Origin of the sequence: Azospirillum oleiclasticum, assembly GCF_013423485.1 — a bacterium.
GTDB classification, from domain to species: Bacteria; Pseudomonadota; Alphaproteobacteria; order Azospirillales; family Azospirillaceae; genus Azospirillum; species Azospirillum oleiclasticum.
Genome location: NZ_JABFFR010000001.1, coordinates 791,428 through 813,289 on the forward strand (window position 1 = coordinate 791,428; position 21,862 = coordinate 813,289).

General features: G+C 70.3%; 15 protein-coding genes. 9 read left to right on the forward strand and 6 right to left on the reverse strand.

What is annotated here, in order from left to right; all coding sequences use genetic code 11:
- The first annotated feature begins 148 nt into the window (after positions 1–148).
- The 3 genes from HL658_RS03750 (at position 149) to HL658_RS03760 (ending at position 3,951) form a co-directional block, all read left to right on the forward strand.
- On the forward strand, positions 149–2,143 hold the full coding sequence (locus tag HL658_RS03750; protein ID WP_211109643.1) for a TonB-dependent receptor: 1,995 nt from the start codon (positions 149–151) through the stop codon (positions 2,141–2,143).
- Positions 2,144–2,157: 14 nt separating this feature from the next.
- Complete coding sequence (locus tag HL658_RS03755) at positions 2,158–3,282, forward strand: PepSY-associated TM helix domain-containing protein (RefSeq protein ID WP_180280525.1); 1,125 nt, start codon at positions 2,158–2,160, stop codon at positions 3,280–3,282.
- Between the two features lie 135 nt (positions 3,283–3,417).
- Positions 3,418–3,951, forward strand: coding sequence for an SEL1-like repeat protein (locus HL658_RS03760; protein WP_180280526.1), 534 nt, complete (start codon positions 3,418–3,420; stop codon positions 3,949–3,951).
- A 32-nt stretch (positions 3,952–3,983) separates the two neighbouring features.
- Here HL658_RS03760 and ligA read toward each other — a convergent pair whose 3' ends face one another.
- Positions 3,984–6,104 (reverse strand): NAD-dependent DNA ligase LigA, encoded by a 2,121-nt coding sequence (gene ligA, locus HL658_RS03765; protein ID WP_180280527.1) that lies wholly within the window; start codon positions 6,102–6,104, stop codon positions 3,984–3,986.
- A gap of 133 nt (positions 6,105–6,237) precedes the next feature.
- On the opposite strand from ligA, the gene HL658_RS03770 reads away from it, so the two are divergent.
- Positions 6,238–6,816: an NADPH-dependent FMN reductase gene (locus tag HL658_RS03770; RefSeq protein ID WP_180280528.1), complete on the forward strand. Its 579-nt coding sequence runs from the start codon at positions 6,238–6,240 to the stop codon at positions 6,814–6,816.
- Between the two features lie 76 nt (positions 6,817–6,892).
- Positions 6,893–7,990 carry an ABC transporter ATP-binding protein gene (locus tag HL658_RS03775; RefSeq protein ID WP_180280529.1) on the forward strand — a complete coding sequence of 366 codons (1,098 nt, stop codon included), beginning with the start codon at positions 6,893–6,895 and terminating at the stop codon, positions 7,988–7,990.
- On the opposite strand, the gene HL658_RS03780 is transcribed toward HL658_RS03775, so the two are convergent.
- The 4 genes from HL658_RS03780 to HL658_RS03795 form a co-directional block, all read right to left on the reverse strand.
- Positions 7,971–9,680 carry an ABC transporter permease gene (locus HL658_RS03780; RefSeq protein ID WP_246337258.1) on the reverse strand — a complete coding sequence of 570 codons (1,710 nt, stop codon included), beginning with the start codon at positions 9,678–9,680 and terminating at the stop codon, positions 7,971–7,973. The genes HL658_RS03775 and HL658_RS03780 overlap by 20 nt on opposite strands.
- 5 nt (positions 9,681–9,685) lie before the next feature.
- Positions 9,686–10,666 carry an ABC transporter substrate-binding protein gene (locus HL658_RS03785; protein WP_180280530.1) on the reverse strand — a complete coding sequence of 327 codons (981 nt, stop codon included), beginning with the start codon at positions 10,664–10,666 and terminating at the stop codon, positions 9,686–9,688.
- 260 nt (positions 10,667–10,926) lie between these two features.
- Complete coding sequence (locus HL658_RS03790) at positions 10,927–11,913, reverse strand: hypothetical protein (RefSeq protein ID WP_180280531.1); 987 nt, start codon at positions 11,911–11,913, stop codon at positions 10,927–10,929.
- Positions 11,914–12,206: 293 nt separating this feature from the next.
- Positions 12,207–15,698, reverse strand: a complete 3,492-nt coding sequence (locus HL658_RS03795) for an indolepyruvate ferredoxin oxidoreductase family protein (RefSeq protein WP_180280532.1) — start codon at positions 15,696–15,698, stop codon at positions 12,207–12,209.
- A 341-nt stretch (positions 15,699–16,039) separates the two neighbouring features.
- Between HL658_RS03795 and HL658_RS03800 the strand changes: the two genes are divergently transcribed.
- Complete coding sequence (locus HL658_RS03800) at positions 16,040–18,922, forward strand: caspase family protein (protein WP_180280533.1); 2,883 nt, start codon at positions 16,040–16,042, stop codon at positions 18,920–18,922.
- Positions 18,923–18,924: 2 nt separating this feature from the next.
- Here HL658_RS03800 and HL658_RS03805 read toward each other — a convergent pair whose 3' ends face one another.
- Complete coding sequence (locus HL658_RS03805; RefSeq protein ID WP_180280534.1) at positions 18,925–19,920, reverse strand: response regulator; 996 nt, start codon at positions 19,918–19,920, stop codon at positions 18,925–18,927.
- Between the two features lie 279 nt (positions 19,921–20,199).
- On the opposite strand from HL658_RS03805, the gene HL658_RS03810 reads away from it, so the two are divergent.
- The 3 genes from HL658_RS03810 to flgC all read left to right on the forward strand — a co-directional run bounded on the left by HL658_RS03810 (position 20,200) and on the right by flgC (position 21,862).
- On the forward strand, positions 20,200–20,868 hold the full coding sequence (locus tag HL658_RS03810; protein WP_211109644.1) for a gamma carbonic anhydrase family protein: 669 nt from the start codon (positions 20,200–20,202) through the stop codon (positions 20,866–20,868).
- Between the two features lie 150 nt (positions 20,869–21,018).
- Positions 21,019–21,423, forward strand: coding sequence for a flagellar basal body rod protein FlgB (flgB, locus tag HL658_RS03815; RefSeq protein ID WP_180280535.1), 405 nt, complete (start codon positions 21,019–21,021; stop codon positions 21,421–21,423).
- A gap of 28 nt (positions 21,424–21,451) precedes the next feature.
- Entirely contained in the window at positions 21,452–21,862 is a 411-nt protein-coding gene (gene flgC / locus HL658_RS03820; RefSeq protein WP_180280536.1) for a flagellar basal body rod protein FlgC, read from the forward strand.

Here is a 21,862-nt window from a genome sequence, read left to right on the forward strand (position 1 = left end):
CCGCCAGCGCCTTGCTGCGGGTGAGTCCCTGCCACGCGGCAGCATCAGCGCGTTCATTGCAAATGATTGTGAGAATCATTTGCAATGAACGCGCTCCAATGGCATAGCTCCGTATGCAGAACGAAAAACCGACGGAGTCCTTGGAGACATGTTCACGCCGCCCGCGCGGCCGGAAGACACCCGGCTGCCTGCCCGTTCCCCCGTATCCCGTACCGGCGGCGCCCTGGGAGCCGCCATGGGGGCGGCCCTGCTCGCGACGCCGGTCATGGCGGAGGAGTTCAAGCTGCAGACCATCCTGGTGGAGACCTCGACCCTCCACCCCGCGCAGCAGAATCGCGACGCCGTGGACAAGGCCTTCACCGACAACCGGTCCGCCTCCTATGTACCGGGGGCGGTGATCCAGAATCTCAACCCGGTGAACAAGGGCGACGCGCTGCGCTACAACGCCACCGGCCTGATCAACCAGCCGGAGAACGGCGACCGGTTCGGCGGCGGCACCAAGATCCGCACCTTCGGCGACTGGGGGGCGTCGGAGTCCATCGACGGGCTGCCGGCGGTGAAATACGCGGGCGAGGAGGGCGGCGGTTACGGGAACACCATGATCCCGTCCATCGCCATCGAGCGGATCGGCGTGCTGAAGGGCGGCCGCGCGGTCGGCTATGGCGACGGCAGCGACGGCGGTGTGATCGAAACCACCATCAAGTCGGGCCGTGGCTACAAGAACCACGCGGCGCTGTCCTTCGACGCCAACACCGCGGACGAGGCCCTGCTGCAGGCCGAGGCCGCGCACGGCACGGACGCCTGGGACTACTACATCGCCGGCTCCGGACTGCGGGCCGAGTATGACGGCGACCCGGCCAACCTCGACCGCCAGTCGGTGCTGGGCGGGGTCGGCAAGTTCGGCTTCAACCCGAGTGGCGACACCCGGATCGAGGTGCTGGGCATCTTCGACCACAGCCGGCCGACCATCTTCCGCAACGGGGTGTCGGAGGAAATCAAGGTGAAGTCGAGCGTGGCATCCGTCACTGTAGACCATCGGTTCAGCGACGCCAGCAGCCTGCGCGCCGGCATCCTGCGCACCGACAGCCGGTCGCAGTGGGGCGCCCGCAGCCGCGACCGCAGCGTCAACAACACGGTCGCCTTCGCCGAGCATTACCTCACGGCAAAGCTGGCCGAGGGCGTCACCTATCGCGGCTCGGTCGGGGCGGAGTTCAAGCACACCGATTATCTGCGTGACCGGGTGTGGGACGCGAACTTCGACGACGCGGCGCTGAAGTCCAAGAACGCCGTCACCTTCAACGACAACCTGACGGTCACGGGCGGTCTCCGACTGACCCATTTCGAGAACGACATCCGCTACAACGGCGTGAAGCAGCCCGACACGCTGCGCGACGACAAGGTCGTGTCCTACGAGGTCGGCGCCGCCTACAGCCTGTTCGAGAAGACCCGTGTCCGCACCTCGCTCGCCACCGGCTACAACCGCTTCTTCGAGAAATACGGAAACTTCGGCACCATGGCGCTGAACAGCCGCGGCGTCGGCGACGACATCGTGGAATCGCGGACGATCGAAGTCGGCATCAACCAGGGCTGGAGCAGCGGCTGGATCGACGTGGCGCTCTACAACATCCTGCAGGACGGTGTGCCGCGCCAGAACAACGGGGCGATCGAGAGCGTCGAGGTCGACCAGTCCGGCCTGGAGGTCGAGGCCCTCTGGGACGTCACCAACCGGCTGTCGGTGTCCGCCGGCTACATGCGGGTGCTGGAGTTGGAGACCACGCGGGCCGACGGGACCAAGACCAACAGCAACATCTACTGGGACGGTCAGGCGGCGTCGGTTCCGGAGAACCAGTTCAGCGTCCGCGTCAGCTTCAACGCCACGGACGAATGGAACCTGTGGACCGCGGCCTACCACTCCACCGGCTACGAGGCGGTCGACGCCAACGGCAAGATCACGAAGCGCGACGGCTTCTCCCGCGTCGACATCGGCACCAGCTACGCGGTGACGCAGGCCTGGATCCTCCGCGCCCGTGTCGAGAACCTGTTCGACGAGCGGGATTTCGGGGCCACGGTGTCGGGGTTGCCGGTCTATGATCAGGGCAAGCTCGGCCGGGTCTTCTGGGTCGGCACCGACTACACCTTCTGAGATGGAGCGGCCCCTTGGACGCGACGATCGCCGCGGCGCGCGGCCGGCCACTCCGGCAGCGGCTCTACCTCTGGCTCCGCCACCTGCATCTCTGGCTGACCGCCGTCACGGTGGTGCCGCTGCTGGTCCTCAGCCTGTCCGGTGCCGTGCTCGTCTTCGGCCACGAGCTCGACAAGGCGCTGGAGCCGGCGATCTGGCGGGTCGAGCCGCGCGACGAGCCGCTTCCCGTGGATGCGGTGATCGACCATGTCCACCGGCAGGTCCCGTCCGTCCGCGTCTGGTCCGTCGGCCAGGGCCGTGAGCCGGGCGACGCCTGGGTGCTCTGGCTGGCGGCCGGTGCCGGTGTGGTCAATGTGGACCCCTACACCGGAACCGTCCTGCGGCATTACAACCCGCACAGCACGGTGAACGGCGTGGTCACGGCGCTGCACCGCTGGCTGCTGGTCGATGGGCCGGCGCGTTCCTGGGTGCGGCACGCCGTGTCGGCGGCGTCGCTGGTGCTGATCATCCAGGTGGTGCTGGGCGTCTGGATGTGGTGGCTCCCGGCCCGGCGCTGGCGCAACGCCACACCGGATTTCAGCCGCGGCGCCCGGCTGGCGGTGTTCCGGCTGCACCAATGCGCGGGGCTGGTCACGGCCGTCCTGATGGTGCTGGTGGCGTTCACCGGCATGTCGCTCTACTGGATCACGCCCACCAGGGCGGTGGTGGAGGCGGTGGCGGGAAGCACCGTCGGCATGCCGCCCAAACCCGACCATCCCGGCCTCGCGCCGCTCGCCGGTCTCGACCGGGCGCTGGCCGTGGCCCGGCTGTCGGTTCCCGATGGTCGGCTGCTGCATTTCCGGTTGCCGCAGAAGCCGGGCGAGCCGCTGATTACCGCCTTCGCCACGGCCGACACCTCGACTCCGACCCACGTCGTGGTGGGCGGGGAGCCCCCGACCGTGGTCGAGCGGCGGGATGGGCGCTCCGTCTCCGGTGCCTCGTGGTTCTGGGACATCCGCTACCGCCTGCACATCGGCGACTTTGCCGGGACCGGGGCGCTGGGGACGGCGGTGCGGGTCGTCTGGGTCGTGCTGGCGCTGATGCCGGCGGCCTTCGTGATCTCCGGCCTGTGGCTTTGGGTCAAACGGCGCACCCTATAAGTGTTATACGGAATTGACCGGGGCCTGTTGCGACCGGATCATGCGGGTTCGCGGTGGTGGCCGTGAAAGCCGATCGAACCAGAAGGGGCGTGGATTATGGTGGCGCGTGGGATTGGGGCCGGGGTGCGTCGGCATGTGGCACGGGGTGCGGTTCTGCTGTTGGGTCTCGCAGCACTCGGCGGCTGCGCCAGCGCGGTCGTCGAAGGGGCGCGTGCCACGTCCAGCGAGGTCACCATCAACAAGCATATGGCCGCGGCCCAGGCGGGCGACCGCGTGGCGCAGTTCGAGGTGGGATCCGCCTATTGCTGCTCGGTGAACGAGGGGAGCGAGCTGTACAACACCCCGAAGGCTGTCGACTGGCTCTGCCGTTCCGCCGCCCAGGGCTACGCGCCTGCCATGCGCAAGCTGGGCCAGATCTACATGGGCGACACCATCGAGGGCGTGCGGCTTTCCCGCCGTCTGGCGCGCGCGGTCGTCGGCAGCAGCACCAACTTCGCCGTCTCCTACGCCTGGCTGAAGCAGGCCGCCGCGGGTGGCGAGGCCGAGGCCGTGGAGGAAGCCGCCGAGGTCTGGGGCAAGATGAACGCCACCCAGCGGCAGGAGGCGAACCGCCAGGTCTCCCTTGGCACCAGGGCCACCTGCCGCTGGTCGGAGGCGATCCGCGGCTGACGGTGCCATAACCGGACGGGCCGGGCGGCGCGTTATCCGATCAGCGCCGCCCATTCCTCCTCGCTCAGCACCGTCACGCCGAGATCGCGCGCCTTGGTGGCCTTGCTGCCAGCGTCGGCCCCGGCGACGACGTAATCGGTCTTCGCCGACACCGATCCCGCCACCTTGGCGCCCAGCGACTCGGCACGCGCCTTGGCTTCGCTGCGGGTCATGCTGGTCAGGGTGCCGGTAAAGACCACCGTCTTGCCCATCACGGGCGAGGCGGCGGCGACCTTCGGCGGCTCGTAATCCTCCACCTTGGTGAGCACCGCGCGCAGCGCCGCCAGCGCCTCGATGTTGTGGGGTTCGGCGAAGAAGTCCGCGAGATCGCCGGCGACCGACGGGCCGATCTGCTCGATGCTGGTCAGTTCCTGCCACGCCGGACCCTCGCGGTCCTTCGCCGCCTCCTCCATGGCCGCCATCCAGGCGTCCAGCGAGCGGTAGTTGCGGGCCAGCAGCCTCGCCGTCGCCTGACCCACCTGCCGGATGCCGAGCGCGAAGATGAAGCGGTCGAGCGGAACCGTGCGGCGGCGGTCGATCGCCTGGAACAGGTTCTGCACGGACTTCTTGCCGAAGCCGGTCTTGCTCACCAGCCGGTCGATGCGCTCCGACTCGCGCTGCTCCAGCGTGAAGATGTCGGCGGGGGAGCGCACGCGCCCCTCCTCGAAGAAAAGCTGGATGCGCTCGATCCCCAGCCCCTCGATGTCGAAGGCGTCTCGGCTGACGAAGTGGCGCAGACGCTCCACCGCCTGGGCGGGGCAGATCAGCCCGCCGGTGCAGCGTTTCACCACCTCCCCCTCCTCGCGCACGGCGAGGCTGCCGCATTCGGGGCAATGGTCGGGGAAGACGTATTCGGGTCCGCGATCCGGGCGATCCGCGTCCACCACGCGCACGATCTGCGGGATCACGTCGCCGGCGCGCTGGACGACGACATGGTCGCCCTCCCGCACGTCCTTGCGGCGGATTTCGTCCTCGTTGTGGAGCGTGGCGCGGCTGACCACCACGCCACCCACGTTGATGGGCTCCAGCTCCGCCACGGGCGTGAGGGCTCCGGTGCGGCCGACCTGGATGGAAATGCGCAGGAGCTTCGTCTGGGCCTGCTCGGCCGGAAACTTGTGCGCGATGGCCCAGCGCGGCGCGCGGCTGACGAAGCCCAGCCGCTCCTGAAGATCGATCCGGTCGACCTTGTAGACGACGCCGTCGATGTCGAAGGGCAGCTCGGCGCGCTGCGCGCCAATGCCGTCGTAATGCTCCTGGAGCTCGGCGGCGCTGTGGCAGCAGCGGGCCGGCTCGTTGAGGGAGAATCCCCACGCCTTCAGCCGCTCGCGGATGCCCCATTGGGTGTCGGCGATGCGCTCCGTCACCTCGCCCAGCGCGTAGCCGAAGAAGCGCAGCGGGCGGCGCGCGGTGATCGTCGAATCGAGCTGGCGCAGACTGCCGGCCGCGGCGTTGCGCGGGTTGGCGAACAGCTTCTCGCCACGCTCCGCCTGCGCGGCGTTCATCGCCAGGAAGTCGCGGCGGTCCATATAGACCTCGCCGCGCACCTCCAGCACGGCGGGGAAGGGGGCCGGCAGCTCGTTCGGCACGTCCTTGATGGTGCGGACGTTGGCGGTCACGTCCTCCCCCTCCGTGCCGTCGCCACGGGTGGCGGCCAGCACCAGCTTTCCGTCCTCGTAGCGAAGCGAGCAGGACAGCCCGTCCACCTTCGGCTCCGCCACGAAGGACAGCGGCGCATCCTCCGCCAGCCCGAGGAAGCGGCGCACGCGGGCGACGAACTCGGTCAGGTCCTCCGGCGCGAAGGCGTTGCCGAGCGACAGCATCGGCACGGCGTGCCGCACCTTGCCGAATCCGCCGGCGGGGGCGGCGCCGACGTGGGCGCTGGGCGAATCGGAACGGACCAGCTCCGGGAAGCGCGCTTCGATGGCGCCGTTGCGGCGGACCAGCGCGTCGTAGGCGGCGTCGCTGATCTCCGGCTGGTCCTGCTGGTGGTAAAGGGTGTCGTGGTGCGCGATCTCGCCTGCCAGCGCGGCCAGCTCGGCCTGCGCCTGTTCGACGGTCAGATCCTCCACCGTGATCGCCCGCAGCCCTTCCGCCGATACGATCGCCTCGCTCATCCCTTGCCCCCCGGGTCAACACGGGCCGCACTATAGGGGCAGCATCGCACCCATGCGAAGGGGTCGGTTGGCGATGCTGCGGCGCACCCTATTCATTGGTGGTGACTCTCACCGAATGTCATAGGAGTTCCCCTTGACCAGCACCGACGCGCCCATCCGCCTGCTCGGCATTTCCGGCAGCCTGCGAAAAGGCTCCCACTGCACCGCGGTCCTCCGCACGCTGGCCGACCGCGCGGGTGAGCTCGCCACCATCACGCTGTTCCCGCTGAACGACGTCCCGCTCTACGACCAGGACCTGGACACGGCGACCCCGCCGGCCGCGGTCGCCGCCCTCAAGCAGGCGATCGCCGAGGCGGACGGCCTGATCGTCATCACGCCGGAGTACAATTACGGCATATCGGGCGTGCTGAAGAACGCGCTGGACTGGGCGTCGCGCCCGGCGATGAAGTCGCCGATGGTCGGCAAGCCCGCGTTGATCGCGTCGGCGTCGATGGCCTTCACCGGCGGTGCCCGCGCCCAGGCGCAGCTCCGCGAGACGCTGGCGGCCACGATGGCGCGCCCGATCGCCCGTCCGCAGGTGGTGGTCCCCGCCGTGCACGAGAAGGTGAAAGACGGGGTGCTGGTGGACGAGGCCGCCATCACCTTCGCGCTGGGCGCCATCGGCGATCTGGTGCAGGAAGTCCGGATGTTGCGGCTCGCGCGCGGGGCGTGAGTCACGGTTCCGTCACTTGACATCGGCCGGGCGCTCCGCACTGTGCGCGGATCGTTCGAGAGCCGATGACACCGTGATGACACCCCCGCCCGCCCTGACGATCGACTCCGCCACACGCCATTACGCCGGCACCCGCGCGCCGGCGGTGGACGGCGTGTCGATCACGGTCGAGGCGGGGGAGTTCCTGGCTCTGCTCGGCCCCTCCGGTTGCGGCAAGAGCACGCTGCTGCGCATGATCGCCGGTTTTGAGCGGCTGGATTCCGGCCGCGTCGCGGTCGGCGGACGGCCGATGTCCGGTCCCGGCCTGCATGTGCCGCCGGAGGAGCGGCGCATCGGTCTGGTCTTCCAGTCCTACGCCCTGTGGCCGCACATGACGGTGGCCGGCAACGTCGCCTACCCGCTGGAGACGGCGGGTGTCGCCAAGCCGGAGCGGGCGGAGCGGGTTGCCGCGGCACTCGCCACCGTCGGGCTGGACGGCTTCGACACCCGGCGCCCGGCCGAGCTGTCGGGCGGGCAGCGGCAGCGGGTGGCGCTCGCCCGCTGCCTCGTCATGCGGCCGGAGCTGGTGCTGCTCGACGAGCCGCTGGCCAACCTGGACGTTCACCTGCGTGCGTCGATGGAGGAGGAGTTCGCGTCCTTCCACGCGCGTACGGGTGCCACCATGGTGTACGTCACCCACGATCAGGCGGAGGCGATGGCGCTGGCGACCCGCATCGCCGTGCTTGATCAGGGGCGGCTTGCCCAGCTTGCGGCGCCGCGCGACCTCTACCGGGAACCGGCCACGCCGATGGTGGCCGGCTTCGTGGGGCAGGGGGCTCTGGTCCCGGCCACTGTCACCGGCCCGGCCACCCACGGTCGCGCGCCCGTACGCCTGCTCGGCGTCGATGCGGTGCTGCGCGTACGGCCAGGGGAGGAGCCGGGGGAGGCGCTGGTCTGCCTGCGGCCGGAGGATCTGGAGCCGGCCCCTGACGGGCCGCTGGAGGTCCGCATCGCGCGCGCCGCCTACAAGGGCGGCTTCGTGCTGGTCGAGGCGGTGCCGGCCGGCGGCGGCCCGCGCCTCGTCCTGCGCCTGCCGGGCCATACCCATCCGGTGGCGGGGGAGAGCCTGCGGCTCGCCATCCGCGACGGCTGGGTGGTGCCGGAGGCGGACGCCCTCAATCCCGCCAGGGGATGATCCCCGGCGGCAGCTTCCGCCCGATGGCGCCGGCGGCCAGCATGGCCACGAACACCACCCCGATGGCGATGACGCTGAGCGCCGCGGCCAGGGTCGGGCTGCCGCCCTCTTCCAGCGCGTACACCACCACGCCCAGCGTCTCCCGTCCCTGCGACCATAGCAGGATGGAGACGGTCAGCTCGTTGAAGGCGGTCAGGAACACCAGCAACCCACCGGCCGCGGCGGCGGGTGCCACCAGCGGGCCGACGATGGTGACCAGCCGGCGCAGCGGCCGGGCGCCGCAGGCGCGCGCCGCCTCCTCCATCGCCGGGTCGAGTGCCGCGCAAGCGGCCTGCGCCGGACGCAGTGCCAATGACAGGAAGCGCGCGAGATAGGCGGCCAGGATCAGCCACAGCGTGCCGTACAGGCTGACCCCCACCAGCGGCAGCGGCTTCAGGAACACCAGGATGCAGCCGATGGCCAGCACCACGCCCGGCACAGCGTGGGGCAGTTCCACCAGCACGCCCACCGCCCGCGCCAACCGGTTGGCGCGCCCCGCCATGGCGTGCGCCAGCGGGATGGCGACCAGCCCCAGCAGCACGGCCGCCCCGGCAGACAGAAACAGCGAGTTGGTGAAGGCGCGGCCGACCTGATCCAGCCCCAGCACCGTCGCGTAATGCGCCAGCGTCGCCGTCTCCGGCCCGATGGGCAGGCCGTAGACGCGCACGAGGCTGGTTGAGACCAGGGCGGCCAGCGGGGCGGCCAGCACCAGCGCTAGCACGGCCCAGCAGCCGATCTCCGCCGGAAGCCGCCAGCGGCCGAGTTCCAACACCGCCGGTGGGGCGGAGCCGCCCAGCACCCGCGTGTCGCTGCGCGCCTGGAGCGCCAGTTGCGCCGCGATGCCCAGGCAGGCCACGGCCCCGATGATGGCCGCCAGCACCGCCACGTCCGGCAGCACCGACGGGCCGAAGCCGGCCAACCGCCGGTAGATCAGGGTGGGCAGCACCGGAATCCCGGCTGGAATGCCGAGCAGCGCCGGCACCCCGAAATTCCCCAGCGCCGCCACGAAGGCGAGCGCCAGACCGGCGGCCAGCGACGGCAGGGACAGCGGCATCACGATGGTGCGCAGCACCCTCCCGCGCCGGGCCCCCGCCGCCTGCGCGGCTTCCACGAGGTCGCGCGGCACGGCGCGCAGCCCGGCGCGCAGCGCCAGGAAGACCAGCGGCGCGTGCTCGATCCCCATCACCAGGATCATCCCGGCGGAGGAATAGACCGGGTTCGGCGTGCCCGGCGGCGGGGCGAGGCCCAGCGGCTTCAGCAGCGGGCTGCCGGCTCCGGCCAGATGGATCCAGGACAGCGCGACGATCTGCGGCGGGATCATCAGCGGCAGCATCAGCCCGAAGGCCAGCGCCGCCCGCCCGCGCAGATCCGTCACCCCGCACAGCAGCGCGAAGGGCGCCCCCAGCAGCCCTGACACCAGCGTCGCCCCGGCGGCCAGAGCCACGCTGTTCAGCGTGGCCCGCCACGTCATCGGCGACTGCAGGACCCGCGCCGCCGCCACGGCATCGCCGGACAGCGCCGGTCCCGCCACCTCCCACAGCAGCCGCAGGATGGGCAGCAGGGCCAGCACCCCGGCCAGCACCAGCAGAAACGAAACACGCGGCAGGCGGAGGGTGAAGCCTCCACCGCCGGTGAGCGCGGTGTCGGTCAAGGCGATCAGCCGCCGAACAGGTCGGCGAAGGCGCGCTTGTTGGCCTCGTCGTCCTTCAGCGCCTTGGCCGGGTCATAGGGCATGACGGTGATGGTCGCCGGGTCGGGAAAGCCCTCCGGGGCCTTCACGCCCGCCAGCGCCGGCAGGAAGCCCTGGCGCGAGGCCAGCTCCTGCCCCTCGCGGCTCAGCAGGAAGCCGATGAAGGCTTTGCCGGCCTCAGGGTTCCTGGCGGTGGCGAGCACGGCGGCCGGCTCGGTCACGGCGCTGACGCCCTCCTTCGGGAAGACGAAGGTCACCGGCGCGCCCTTGAGCTGCTCGCGGATCGGCAGATAGTCCACGACCACGCCATACAGCTTCTCGCCGCCGGCGACCGACTTCAGGATGCCGCCGTTGCCCTTGGCCGCGGTGGCGCCGTTGGCCTGGAGCTTCTCCAGATAGCCGGCGCCGATCCCCGGCTGTTCCTTCAGCGACGCCACATGGATGGCGGCGGCGCCGGAGTAGAGCGGGCTCGGCATCACCACGTTGCCCTTGGCCTCCGGCTTCAGCAGGTCGAGCCAGGAGGACGGCACCATCTTGGCCGAGGTGTTGACCATGATCCCGGTGGTGATCAGCTTGGTGCCGTACCAGTAGCCGGCCGCGTCGTGGGTGCCGGGGCGGTAGCCCTCGGTCGGCAGGCCGTCGAGCTTCAGAAGCCGCTTTTCGGCCTTCAGCGATTCCATGGTCACGGCGTCGGCGATCAGCAGCACGTCCGGCTGCGGCGCGCCGGCGGCGAACTCCGCCCGCAGCTTGTTCATCAGCTCTGTCGTGCCGCTGCGGATCCAGTCCACCTCGACGCCGGGGTTCTGCGCCTTGAAGGCCTCCACCGTCTGCTTGGCGTCGGCCTCGAGCTGGGAGGTGTAGACCACCAGCTTGCCGGACGCCGCCTCGGTGGACAGCGAAAGAACCAGCGCGGCGGTCGCCGCGATCGTGGCGAGCGTGACCTTCATCGTCTCCTGCCTCCTTGTCGTCGGGCGCGGGCCTCGTGCCTCTTCATGCCACGCGGCGGCCCGTTCCGTCCCGGGGAAGCGGTGTTTTTACGCGCGATGTGTGACGTTGGTGTTACGGTCGGGCGTGATGCACCGGATCCTGCCGGCCGCTGCCCGTATCGGTCCCGGCCGCTGCCGTCTCAAGAAACGCAAACCCCCCGGCCAATTGGCCGGGGGGTTGCTGGAAGTCCGGACACCGGACGGCTGTCCGGCCACCGGCATCACACCGCGATGTTCAGCCGGGACGATGTCGGGGAGGCCGCGGCCGCGGGAGCGGCGGTGGTTGCGCCGCCGGCATCCTTGTCCGGGGGCGGCAGGATCGCCGACAGGTCCAGCTTCAGCTTCATCGTGCCGTCCGCCCGTTTTTCCGGGGTCAGCTTGGCCGACGCGCCGCCTTCCGACCGCATCTCGTTCAGCCGGTCCAGCACCTGCTGCACCTCCTCCGCCGAGAAGCCCTTCGCGTTGACGATCATGCCTTCCGCCTTGCCCTGGGCGGCGGTGGAGGTTGCGCTGACCGCGACCGATCCGTTGTCGTTGGCGCCGGCCTGCACCTGCACCGATTCGTCCTGACGTTTCAGATCCAGGGTCGATTTGGCGTAGGACACCACCATCTTGCGGTCACCGTCCTGGACCACCAGGTCGATGCCGCTGGTTTCGATGGAGAACTGTGTCGACGTGGACTGGTAGTCCAACGCCATCTGCCCGAAGTCGGGGCTTTGCGACAGGGTGTCGAGCAGCTCCTTGGACTTGCCGGCCAGATCGTCCTTGAAGCCGCTGAGCAGGCTGTTGACGTCGTCGCTGGACATCCCGAGCTGGCCGAGCGTCTTGCCCAACGTGTCGGCGATGCCGTCCAGCGCCTTGCCCAGACCCTTGGCGAAGTCGGCGCCGGCCTGTTGCACGCGGCTCATGATGGCTTCGGCCTCGCGGGCACGGTCGAGCGCCGCGCTCTTGTACTGGCCGGCGGAGCTCGAACCCCCGCTGTCGGGCTTGGGCGCGTCGTCGGCACCCAGCTTGGCGGGCCTGCCGCCGGTGAAGCTGTCCAGCAGCTTCTCCATGGACTTCGACAGCGTCACAACCTCGTCGGACCCTGCCCCTTTGGCGGCAACCTCGGTCGAGGACAGGGTTGCTTTGGCGACGCTGACCGATCTCTGGGTCTGCGTGGTCGCAACGGCGGATGTTCCGCCACCGATCGCTGACGTCGATGCCATGGTGCTTTCCTTCCCCTCGTGCCGGCCTTTTGCCGAACCCCGCGCCGCGGCCTTTACCGCGGTTCGGAAGCATGTTCGCACATTTTACGATGCCCAGCCTTAAGGAAAGATTTTCGCGCGAAGCCATTGCTAAAATTATTGTCTCCAGGTTGCGCGACGCATGGTCAAGCGGTGGGCCCGTCGCAGGCCGTTCGGCACCCTCTCACGAGCGGCCACCCGCCCCTGGGTTCGTCGTCCCCGCGCGGGTGGGCAGGCATTCGTTCCCAAGTTCCGAAAGCCTGCCCAAACCCATGTCACTCCGCCGCCATTGGCTGCGGCGCCGCAGGTGCCCGGAAGGCCTCGAACAATTTGGCCTCCTTCGCCTTGGCCGCGGCGACGTTGCGTTCCTTGACGTGGCCGTAGCCGCGCATCTCCATCGGCAGGGTGGCGATCTCCACCGCCAGCGCGTGGTTGTCGCGGGTCAGGCCGGTCAGCAGGGTGCCGACGGTCGCCTCGAACTCCTCGATCAGGCGGCGCTCCATGCGGCGTTCGGCGGTGCGGCCGAAGGGGTCGAGTGCGGTGCCGCGCAGGCGCTTGCCCTTGGCGAGCAGGCCCAGCGCCTTCAGCATCCAGGGGCCGAAGGTCTTCTTGCGCGGCTCGCCGCTGTTCTCCCCGGCGGCGCCGAGTGCGGGCGGGGCCATGTGGTAGGTGAGCTTCCAGTCGCCCTCGAACATGGCGCCGATCTTCTCCACGAAGCCGCTGTCGGCGTGGAGTCGCGCCACCTCGTACTCGTCCTTGTAGGCCATCAGCTTGAACAGGCTGCGGGCGACCGCCTCGGTGAACGCCGTGGTGCCCGGCACCCGCTGCTCCTCGACGCGGCGGACATGGTCCACCAGCGCGCGGAAGCGGCCGGCGTAGGCGGCGTCCTGATAGTCGGTGAGGAAGGCGGCGCGGCGGCCGATCGCCTCGTCCAGCGTTTCCGACAGGCGGCGCTGCTCGTCGATGGGGCCGAAGGAGGTCGCGGCCGGCGTGGCCGCGGCCTCCACCGCCGCGCGGTCGTGGGCGGCCAGACGGCCCCATTGGAAGGCCTGGGTGTTCATGGCGACCGCGGCGCCGTTCAGCTCGATCGCCTTCAGGATCGCCTCGGCCGACAGGGGCACCAGCCCGCGCTGCCACGCGAAGCCCAGCATGAACAGGTTGCTGGCGATGCTGTCGCCGAGCAGGGCGGTGGCGATGCGGGTGGCGTCCAGCGCGTCCACCGCGCCGGCGTCGCCGCAGGCTTTGCGCACGTCGGCGACGAGGTCGCGCACCGGCACCTGGAAGTCGGGCTTCTTCAGGAAGTCCACGGTGATGGTGTCGTGGGTGTTCAGCACGGCGCGGGTGCGCCCCGCCACCATCTTCGACAGCCCGTCGCCGGCCGCCGCCACGATCAGGTCGCAGCCGAGCACAGCGTCCGCCCCGCCGGCGGCAATGCGCACGGCGTGGATGTCGTCGGGCGAGCGGGCGATGCGGATGTGGCTGGTGACCGCACCGCCCTTCTGGGCCAACCCGGTCATGTCCAGCACGCCGACACCCTTGCCCTCGATGTGCGCGGCCATGCCGATCAGCGCGCCGATGGTGACCACCCCGGTGCCGCCGACGCCGGTCACATACAGGCTCCATGGCCGGTCGAGCGACGGCATGACCGGGGCGGGCAGGGCGGAGACGTCCACCCCGCCGCGGGCCGCGGGCTGCGGCTTGCGCAGCTTGCCGCCGACGACGGTCACGAAGCTGGGGCAGAAGCCCTTGGTGCAGGAATAGTCCTTGTTGCAGGAGGACTGGTCGATCTGGCGCTTGCGGCCGAACTCCGTCTCCACCGGGACCACCGACACGCAGCTCGACTTGACCGAGCAGTCGCCGCAGCCCTCGCAGACCAGCTCGTTGATCACCACGCGCTTGGCCGGGTCCACCATCTTGCCGCGCTTGCGGCGGCGGCGCTTCTCGGTGGCGCAGGTCTGGTCGTAGATGATGGCGGTGACGCCCTTGACCTCGCGGATCTCCTTCTGCACGCGGTCGAGCTCGTCGCGGTGCTCGACGCCCGTGTGCGCCGGCAGGCCGTTGCCGATGCCGTACTTTTCCGGCTCGTCGGAGACCACGACGATACGGCCGACCCCTTCGGCGCGGAGTTGGGCCGCCAGCGACGGCACCGTCAGCGTGCCGTCCACCGGCTGGCCGCCGGTCATGGCGACGGCGTCGTTGAACAGGATCTTGTAGGTGATGTTGACCTTGGCGGCGATCGACTGGCGGATCGCCAGCAGGCCGGAGTGGTAATAGGTGCCGTCGCCCAGGTTGGCGAAGATGTGCGGCTCGTCGGTGAAGGGCGACTGGCCCACCCACGGCACGCCCTCGCCGCCCATCTGGGTGAAGGTGTCCGTCTTGCGGTCCAGCCAGCTCGCCATGTAGTGGCAGCCGATGCCGGCCACGGCGCGGCTTCCCTCCGGCACATGGGTGGAGGTGTTGTGCGGGCAGCCCGAGCAGAAGGTGGGCGTGCGCAGCACCCGGGCCTTGTGGGCCTTCTGCTTCTCCTGCCTGTCCAGGAACTCCACCCGCTCGCGGATGCTGGCGATGTCGGCGAAGCGCAGCAGCCGGCGGCCGATCACCACGGCGACCTGCGCCGGCGACAGCTCGCCGGCCGAGGGCAGGATCCATTCCTGCTCCTCGTCGAACTTGCCGACCACCCGCGGGCGCACGTCGGGGTGCCAGTTGTAGAGCTGCTCCTTCAACTGGTTCTCGATGACCGCGCGCTTCTCCTCGACGACGACGATCTCCTCCAGCCCTTCGGCGAAGTGGCGCACGCCGTCGCGCTCCAGCGGCCAGGGCATGGCGACCTTGTAGACGGTGACGCCCAGGTCGGCCACCATCGCCTCGGAGATGCCCAACTCGTCGAGCGCCTGCCGCACGTCCAGATAGGACTTGCCGGTGGTGACGATGCCGAAGCGCGGCCGGGGGGAGGCCATGACCACCTGGTCCAACCGGTTGGCGCGGGCGAAGGCCAGCGCGGCGTACAGCTTGTGCCGCATCAGCCGGTGTTCCTGCTCCAGCGGCGGGTCGGGCCAGCGGATGTTCAAGCCCCCCGGCGGGATCACGAAGTCGGCGGGAATGATGGGGGAGACGCGGTGCGGGTCGATGGTGACGGAGGCGGAGGTGTCCACCGTCTCCGCGATGGTCTTCATGGCGATCCAGCAGCCGGAATAGCGGCTCATCGCCCAGCCGATCAGGCCGTAATCCAGGATCTCCTGCACGCCGGACGGGTTCAGCACGGGGATCATGGCGTGCATGAAGGCGTGTTCGGACTGGTGCGGGAAGGTCGAGGATTTGCAGTTGTGGTCGTCGCCGGCCAGCACCAGCACGCCGCCGTTCTTCGAGGTGCCGGCGGCGTTGGCGTGCTTGAACACGTCGCCCGAGCGGTCGACGCCCGGCCCCTTGCCGTACCACATGGAGAAGACGCCGTCGTAACGGGCGCCGGGGAACATGCCCACCTGCTGGCTGCCCCACACGGCGGTCGCCCCCAGCTCCTCGTTGACGCCGGGCTGGAAGCGGATGTGGTGCTTTTCCAGGAACTTGCGGGCCGTCCACAGGTTCAGGTCGAAGCCGCCCAGCGGCGAGCCGCGGTAGCCGGAGATGAAGCAGCCGGTGTTCAGCCCCGCCGCCAGATCGCGCTGCCGCTGCATCATCGGCAGCCGCACCAGCGCCTGCGTGCCCGTCATGTAGACGCGGCCGGATTCGAGGACATACTTGTCGTCGAGCGTCACCGTTGCCAGTGCCATGGACCCACTCCCCACCCGTTGGCCGGCCCGCCGGCCCATTGTTCGCCTGACAGACAGGTAACAATGGCTGTCGTTTCCGGCAACCGCCCCGCGAAGCCACCAAGCAAAAAGCAAGGAAGGGTCCGCGGGGCGTGTCTTCGGGGAAGGAGTATAGGTTTGCGGTGGCGTTACGGAAATTCCCGTTCGGCGGGTTTGGCGGGGCCACAAGAGATGGGCGGGCGATCACCACGACTCGGGACTGGCACCGCGGGACTGCGCGCGAACATCATCGTCTTGATGCGCCGGATTGCCTGTCCGTAGTAGCGTGCGCCGGTTCGGTATTCCCGGCATGAGGTGAAGGCATGGTCCGCAAAATCCGCGCGGCGATGGCGGGCGCGCTGTCGGTGTTCCTGCTCGTGGCTTCCATTGTCCCGGCGCATGCGGCGGAGCAGCTTGTTCCCCAGCTCGGGCATGGTGCCGGCGTTGCGGCGGCCATCTTCTCCCCCGACGGGCAGTTCGTCCTGTCGGGAAGCTGGGACAACACCGCGCGCTTGTGGCACGCGGCGAGCGGGCGCGAGATCCGGCGGTTCGAGGGGCACGGCAGCGACGTGAACGGTATCGCTTTTTCCGCCGATGGACGCCGTCTGCTCACCGCCAGCGACGATCGGACGGCACGGATGTGGGACATCACGACCGGCCAGGAAGTCCGGCGTTTCACCGGCCACGACGACACCGTGCGCGCGGTGGGCCTGTCGCCAGACGGACGGTTCGTGCTTACGGCTGGCGACGACGACACGGCGCGCCTGTGGGATCCGGCGACCGGCCGGGAAATCCGCCGCTTCACCGGGCATGACGACTGGGTCCGGGCGGTGGCATTTTCGCCCGATGGACGGTCGCTGGTCACCGCCAGCGACGACAAGAGCTTGCGGTTGTGGGACAGCGCGACCGGCGGGGAGATCCGCCGGTTCAACGGGCACAGTGATTATGTCCTCGCGGTCGCCATGTCGGCGGACGGGCGGTGGGTTCTGTCCGGCGGCAAGGACCGCACCGTCCGGCTTTGGGACGCCGCCAGCGGGCTGGAGATCCGGGTGATCGGCCGGCACGACGGCCCCGTGAACAGCGTGGCCTTCGCGCCCGACGGAGGGGCCGTGCTCACCGGCTCCGACGACAAGACCGCCCGGCTCTGGAATTCCGCGAGCGGCCAGGAAACGCGGCGGTTCGAAGGGCATTTCGGCCAGGTGAAGAGCGTGTCCTTCTCGGCCGATGGGCGATCCGTGCTGACCGCCAGCGTCGACCGCGACATTCGGATGTGGGACGCCGCCACGGGGCGGGAGACGCGTCGGTTCAAGGACGCGGAATCCAACATGAACAGCGTGTCCTTCTCGCCCGACGGACGATTCCTGATCACGGGCAGCGACGAGAACACCGCGCGGCATTGGGATGCCGCGACGGGGCGGGAGGTCCGCCGGTTCACCGGCCACGCCGGCAACGTCAACGCCGTCGAACCGTCCGCCGACGGGCGGTGGTTGTTGACCGGCAGCGCGGACAAGGTCGCCCGCCTCTGGGATGCCACGACCGGCCGGGAAATCCGTCGATTCGACGGGCACACCGATTGGATTCGCGGCGTCGCCCTCTCCCGCGACGGGGTGTGGGCGCTCACCGGGGGCGACGACCACACGGCGCGCTTGTGGGATGCCGCAAACGGTCGGGAGGTTCGCCGGTTCGACGGGCACACCGATTGGGTCCGGAGCGTCGCCCTGTCCCCCGATCGGCGCTGGGCGCTCACCGGGGCCAACGACAAGACAGTTCGCCTGTGGGATGCCGCGACCGGGCGGGAGATCCGCCGGTTCGACGGGCACGGCATGGCGGTGCTCGCGGTGGCCTTCTCGCCCGATGGCCGTTCCGTGCTGACCGGAAGCCGGGATCGGATGGTACGGCTGTTCGATGCGTCCACGGGTCGGGAGGTTCGCCGGTTCGAAGGTCATGGCGGCCATGTGATGGCTGTCGCCGTTTCCGCCGATGGGAAGCGGGTTCTCACCGGAAGCGGCGATGGAACGGCGCGGCTGTGGGAAGCGGCGACCGGTCGCGAGCTGCGGCGACTCGAAGGTCACTCGGGCGACATTCTCGCCGTGGCCTTCTCGCCCGATGGTCGATCCGTGCTGACCGGTAGCAACGACCAGACCGCCCGTCTCTGGGACGCGGCAACCGGGCGGGAGCGGTTCCGACTGAGCGGCTTCGGCGACGGGGAATGGATGGTGATTGGAGAGGACGGGCGGTTCAACGGTTCCGATGGTGTCGAACGGTATCTTTCGCTGTCCGATGGCCTGACGGCACGGCCCTTCGGTCCTAGCGACCGGGTGCGTTGGCGCCATGCGCCGACGGGCGGTGGCGCCCCCACGCCCGCGACGGCCGTCGTGGTTCCCGCGCCGGCTCCCGTTCCGCCCCCCGTCGCCGAACGCCCGCCGACGCCCCAGCCCTTGCCCCCCGTTGCCACGTCCCCAGCCTTCACCGGTCCCCGTCAGGCGCTGGTGGTGGGGATCGACGCCTACCGGGCGGTGGAGCCGCTGACCCGTGCGGTGGCGGACGCCCGCGCGCTGGCGGCCCGGCTGCGGGCGCAGGGGTTCGCGGTGAACGAGGTGCTGAACCCCGGCCGCTTCGCGCTGAACCAGGCGGTGGCTGCCTTCGCCGCCGGGATCGAACGGGGGGCGCTGGCGCTCGTGCTGTTCGCCGGGCACGGGGTGGAGATCGCCGGCAGCAACCTGCTGCTGCCCGCCGATTTTCCGGACATCACCAACATGCCCGCCGACGTGGCCGAGCGGCTGGCGCGGTCGGAGGCGCTGGAGCTGAGCCGGCTGATCGGCGACATCGCCGCCTCCCGGCCGCGCTATCTGCTGGCGCTGGTCGATGCCTGCCGGGACAACCCGCTGGCCCGGCCCGGCGGCCGGTCGATCGGGGCCACGCGGGGCTTCACCCGGTTGCCCGACCCGGTGGCCGAGACCACCATCGTGTTCTCCGCCGGACCCGGGGAGAAGGCGCTGGACCGGCTGCCCGGTGCGGACGGCAACCCCAACAGCCTGTTCATGCGCCATTTCCTGCGGGAGATCGCGGCCCCCGGCGTCACCTTCGACGCCGCCGTGCGCTCCACCGCCCGCGCCGTGGTGGAGGACGCCCGCCGGGTCAACCACAGCCAGCGCCCCGCCATCCAGGCCCAGATCTACGACGACATCGTGCTGACCGGCCGCTGAGGTCACATCACCGGCGGTGGTGCCGGCGGCGTCCGGCGGTCGGGGAGGGCGAGTGCCGGCCGTTCGCGCGCCGGGGCGCGGCGGGCGAGCATGGCGACGGACGCGCGCAGGCAGCGCAGCAGGGTCCGTGCCGACGCCCGCGCGGCCTCGTTGCCGTTCAGTGCCCAGCGCAGGGCGGCGACATGGGCCTGCACCGCGTCGGTCTGGCCGGGCGCGCCGGGACGCACGTCGGCGACGCAGACGGCGAGCGAGGCGGCGATCTCCTCGACCAGGGGGGTGCCGGCCGTGGCGTGCATGAGGTCGGCGACGAACAGGTGCAGCCGGCCGCTGCCGGGGTGGTCCGCCGCCGCCTCCATCCGGTCGAGCAGCATCAGCAGCCGGGCCCGTCGGGCCGGCAGGTCGGAGCCGTGCAGCGTGCCGGTCCGCGGCAGGCGGAGGGCGGGCCTGGACTCACCGGTCAGGCGGGGGACGTCGGCGGCCGGCGGGGCGGGAAGCGCCGGGCGCACCGCGGCCGGGGCCGTGCCGGTCAGCACCTCCGGCACCGGCACATCGCACTCCGGCGGACGTCCGACCGGGCCGGCGGCCGGTGCCGTACGGTCGCGCCGACGCTCCAGCACCGCCTCGATGCGTTTGGCAAGGACGGGCGGCGTCACCGGCTTCACCAGCACGGCGTCCACCCCGAGGCTCCAGGCGGCGCGCACCGTGGTGACGTCGGCCCGCCCGGTCAGCACCATCGTGGGCAGCCCGGGGCAGGGGGTGTTCGGCCCCTCGCGCAGCCAGCGCACCAGCTCCGCGCCGCTGTAGCGCGGCATCACCCAATCCGTCAGCAGGAGGTCGATCGGTTCGGACAGGATCAGGCGTGCCGCCTCCTCCCCGTCGGCGGCGGCGAGGACGCTGCCGACGCCCCACAGGGCGAGCGCTCCCTCCAACCCGTGGCGGAGCAGGGGATCGTCATCGACGACGAGTACGGTGAGGCGGCTGGCGATCCGATGCAGCATGCGATCCGGTGTCGTTGGCGGCGGGTCCGTGCGTGCAACGGACTATGGCCGGCAACGGCTCCGATCGGACGACGGGGAGAGGGGGTATCGCCGTTCCCGCCCGACACCCCCCTTGGCACCCGACCGCCCGGCGACCGGATTTCCATAAGGCAGTGCCCTTCCGGGGAGGAGCTCCCGAGAACGGGGTGCCGACGTCCCCATCCGCGCACACCAGCGGTGGAGACGACACCGCCGCGTCCTAGGCCGGAAGGCTGGTTCGGCAGGCCGATGGCGGGTAGCATGACGACGGATGGCGAGGCGGAGGAGGGGAGCATGCTGATCGAGCATCTGGGCAAACGGCCGGTGATCCACCCGGGCGCCCGCGTCGCCCCGAACGCCACCCTCTGTGGCGACGTGACGGTCGGGCCCGGCACCTCCATAGGGTTCGGCGCGGTCCTGACGGCGGAGAGCGGGCCCATCGTCGTCGGCGCCCATTGCGTGATCATGGACACCGCGGTGCTGCGCGGGGTGCGTGGCATGCCGCTGACCATCGGCGACCATGTGCTGGTGGGGCCACGCGCCAGCCTGACCGGCTGCACCATCGAGGACGAGGTGTTCCTGGCGACCGGTGCCACCGTGTTCAACGGCGCCCGCATCGGGCGCGGTGCGGAGGTGCGGATCAACGGTGTCGTCCACCTGCGCACCGTGCTGCCGGCCGGGGCCACGGTGCCGATCGGCTGGATCGCGGTCGGCGACCCCGCGTCCATCCTGCCCCCGCACGAGCACGACCGCATCTGGGCCGTCCAGAAGCCGTTGGAATTCCCGAAATACGTGTTCGGTGTGGAACGTCCGCTGGAGGGCTCGACGATCATGCCCACCGTCATGCCCCGCTACGCCCGGGCGCTGGCCGCTTGGCACGCGGAGGATCGGGAGCTGCCGCCGGAGGAGGGCGCGGCCGACGGTGAGTGACGGCCGTCTCCGCCGGGGAGGGTGGCGGCACCGCCACGCGTCGTGACCACCGATGGAGGTATTCACCCTTCGTTAACCCAACGGCGGGACGATGCGGGTCGGCCCGTGGTGTGGCCGCATGGGCGGATCACGGGCCCGGAGGGCGGTAGGATGGATCTCGGCGATCTCGGCCTGTTCAAGCTGATGTCGAAGCGCATGGGGTATCTCACCCAGCGCCAGGAGGTGCTGGCGAAGAATGTCGCCAACGCCGACACGCCCGACTTCAAGCCGCAGGACCTGAAGCCCTTCACCTTCCGCGACGCGCTGGCCGACCAGCGGCGGATGAACATGGCGGCGACCAGCGCCACCCATTTGTCGGGCACCCGGCCGTCCGGCGAGGATCAGGCACGGCGCCAGCGCGACCCGTACGAGACCTCGCCCGCCGGCAACGCCGTGGTGATCGAGGAGCAGATCATGAAGGTCGGCCAGACGACGGCCGACTACAACACCATGCTCAACCTCTACCGCAAGCAGGTCGGCATGATCCGCATGGCCCTGCGCAGCGGCGGCGGCTGAGCGGCGCTGACAGGACGGGAGTCGACCCATGGATCTCCAGAACGTGATGGCGATCTCCGCCTCCGGCATGAAGGCGCAGGGCGTCCGGCTGAAGGTGATCGCCGAGAACCTGGCGAACGCCAACACCACCGCCGAGACACCGGGCGACCTGCCGTACCGGCGCAAGGTGGTCATCTTCAAGAACGAGCTGGACCGTGCGCTCGGCACCGACACCGTGCGGGCCGCCAAGATCGACGTGGACAAGAGCGACTTCCAGCGCCGCTACGACCCCACCCACCCCAGCGCCGACGCCGACGGCTATGTGCTGCTGCCCAACGTGAATTCCATCATCGAATCGATGGACATGCGCGAGGCGCAGCGCTCCTACGAGGCGAACGTGTCGGTGGTGGAGGCCGCGCGCACCATGCTGTCGCGCACCATCGAAGTTCTGCGCGGCTGA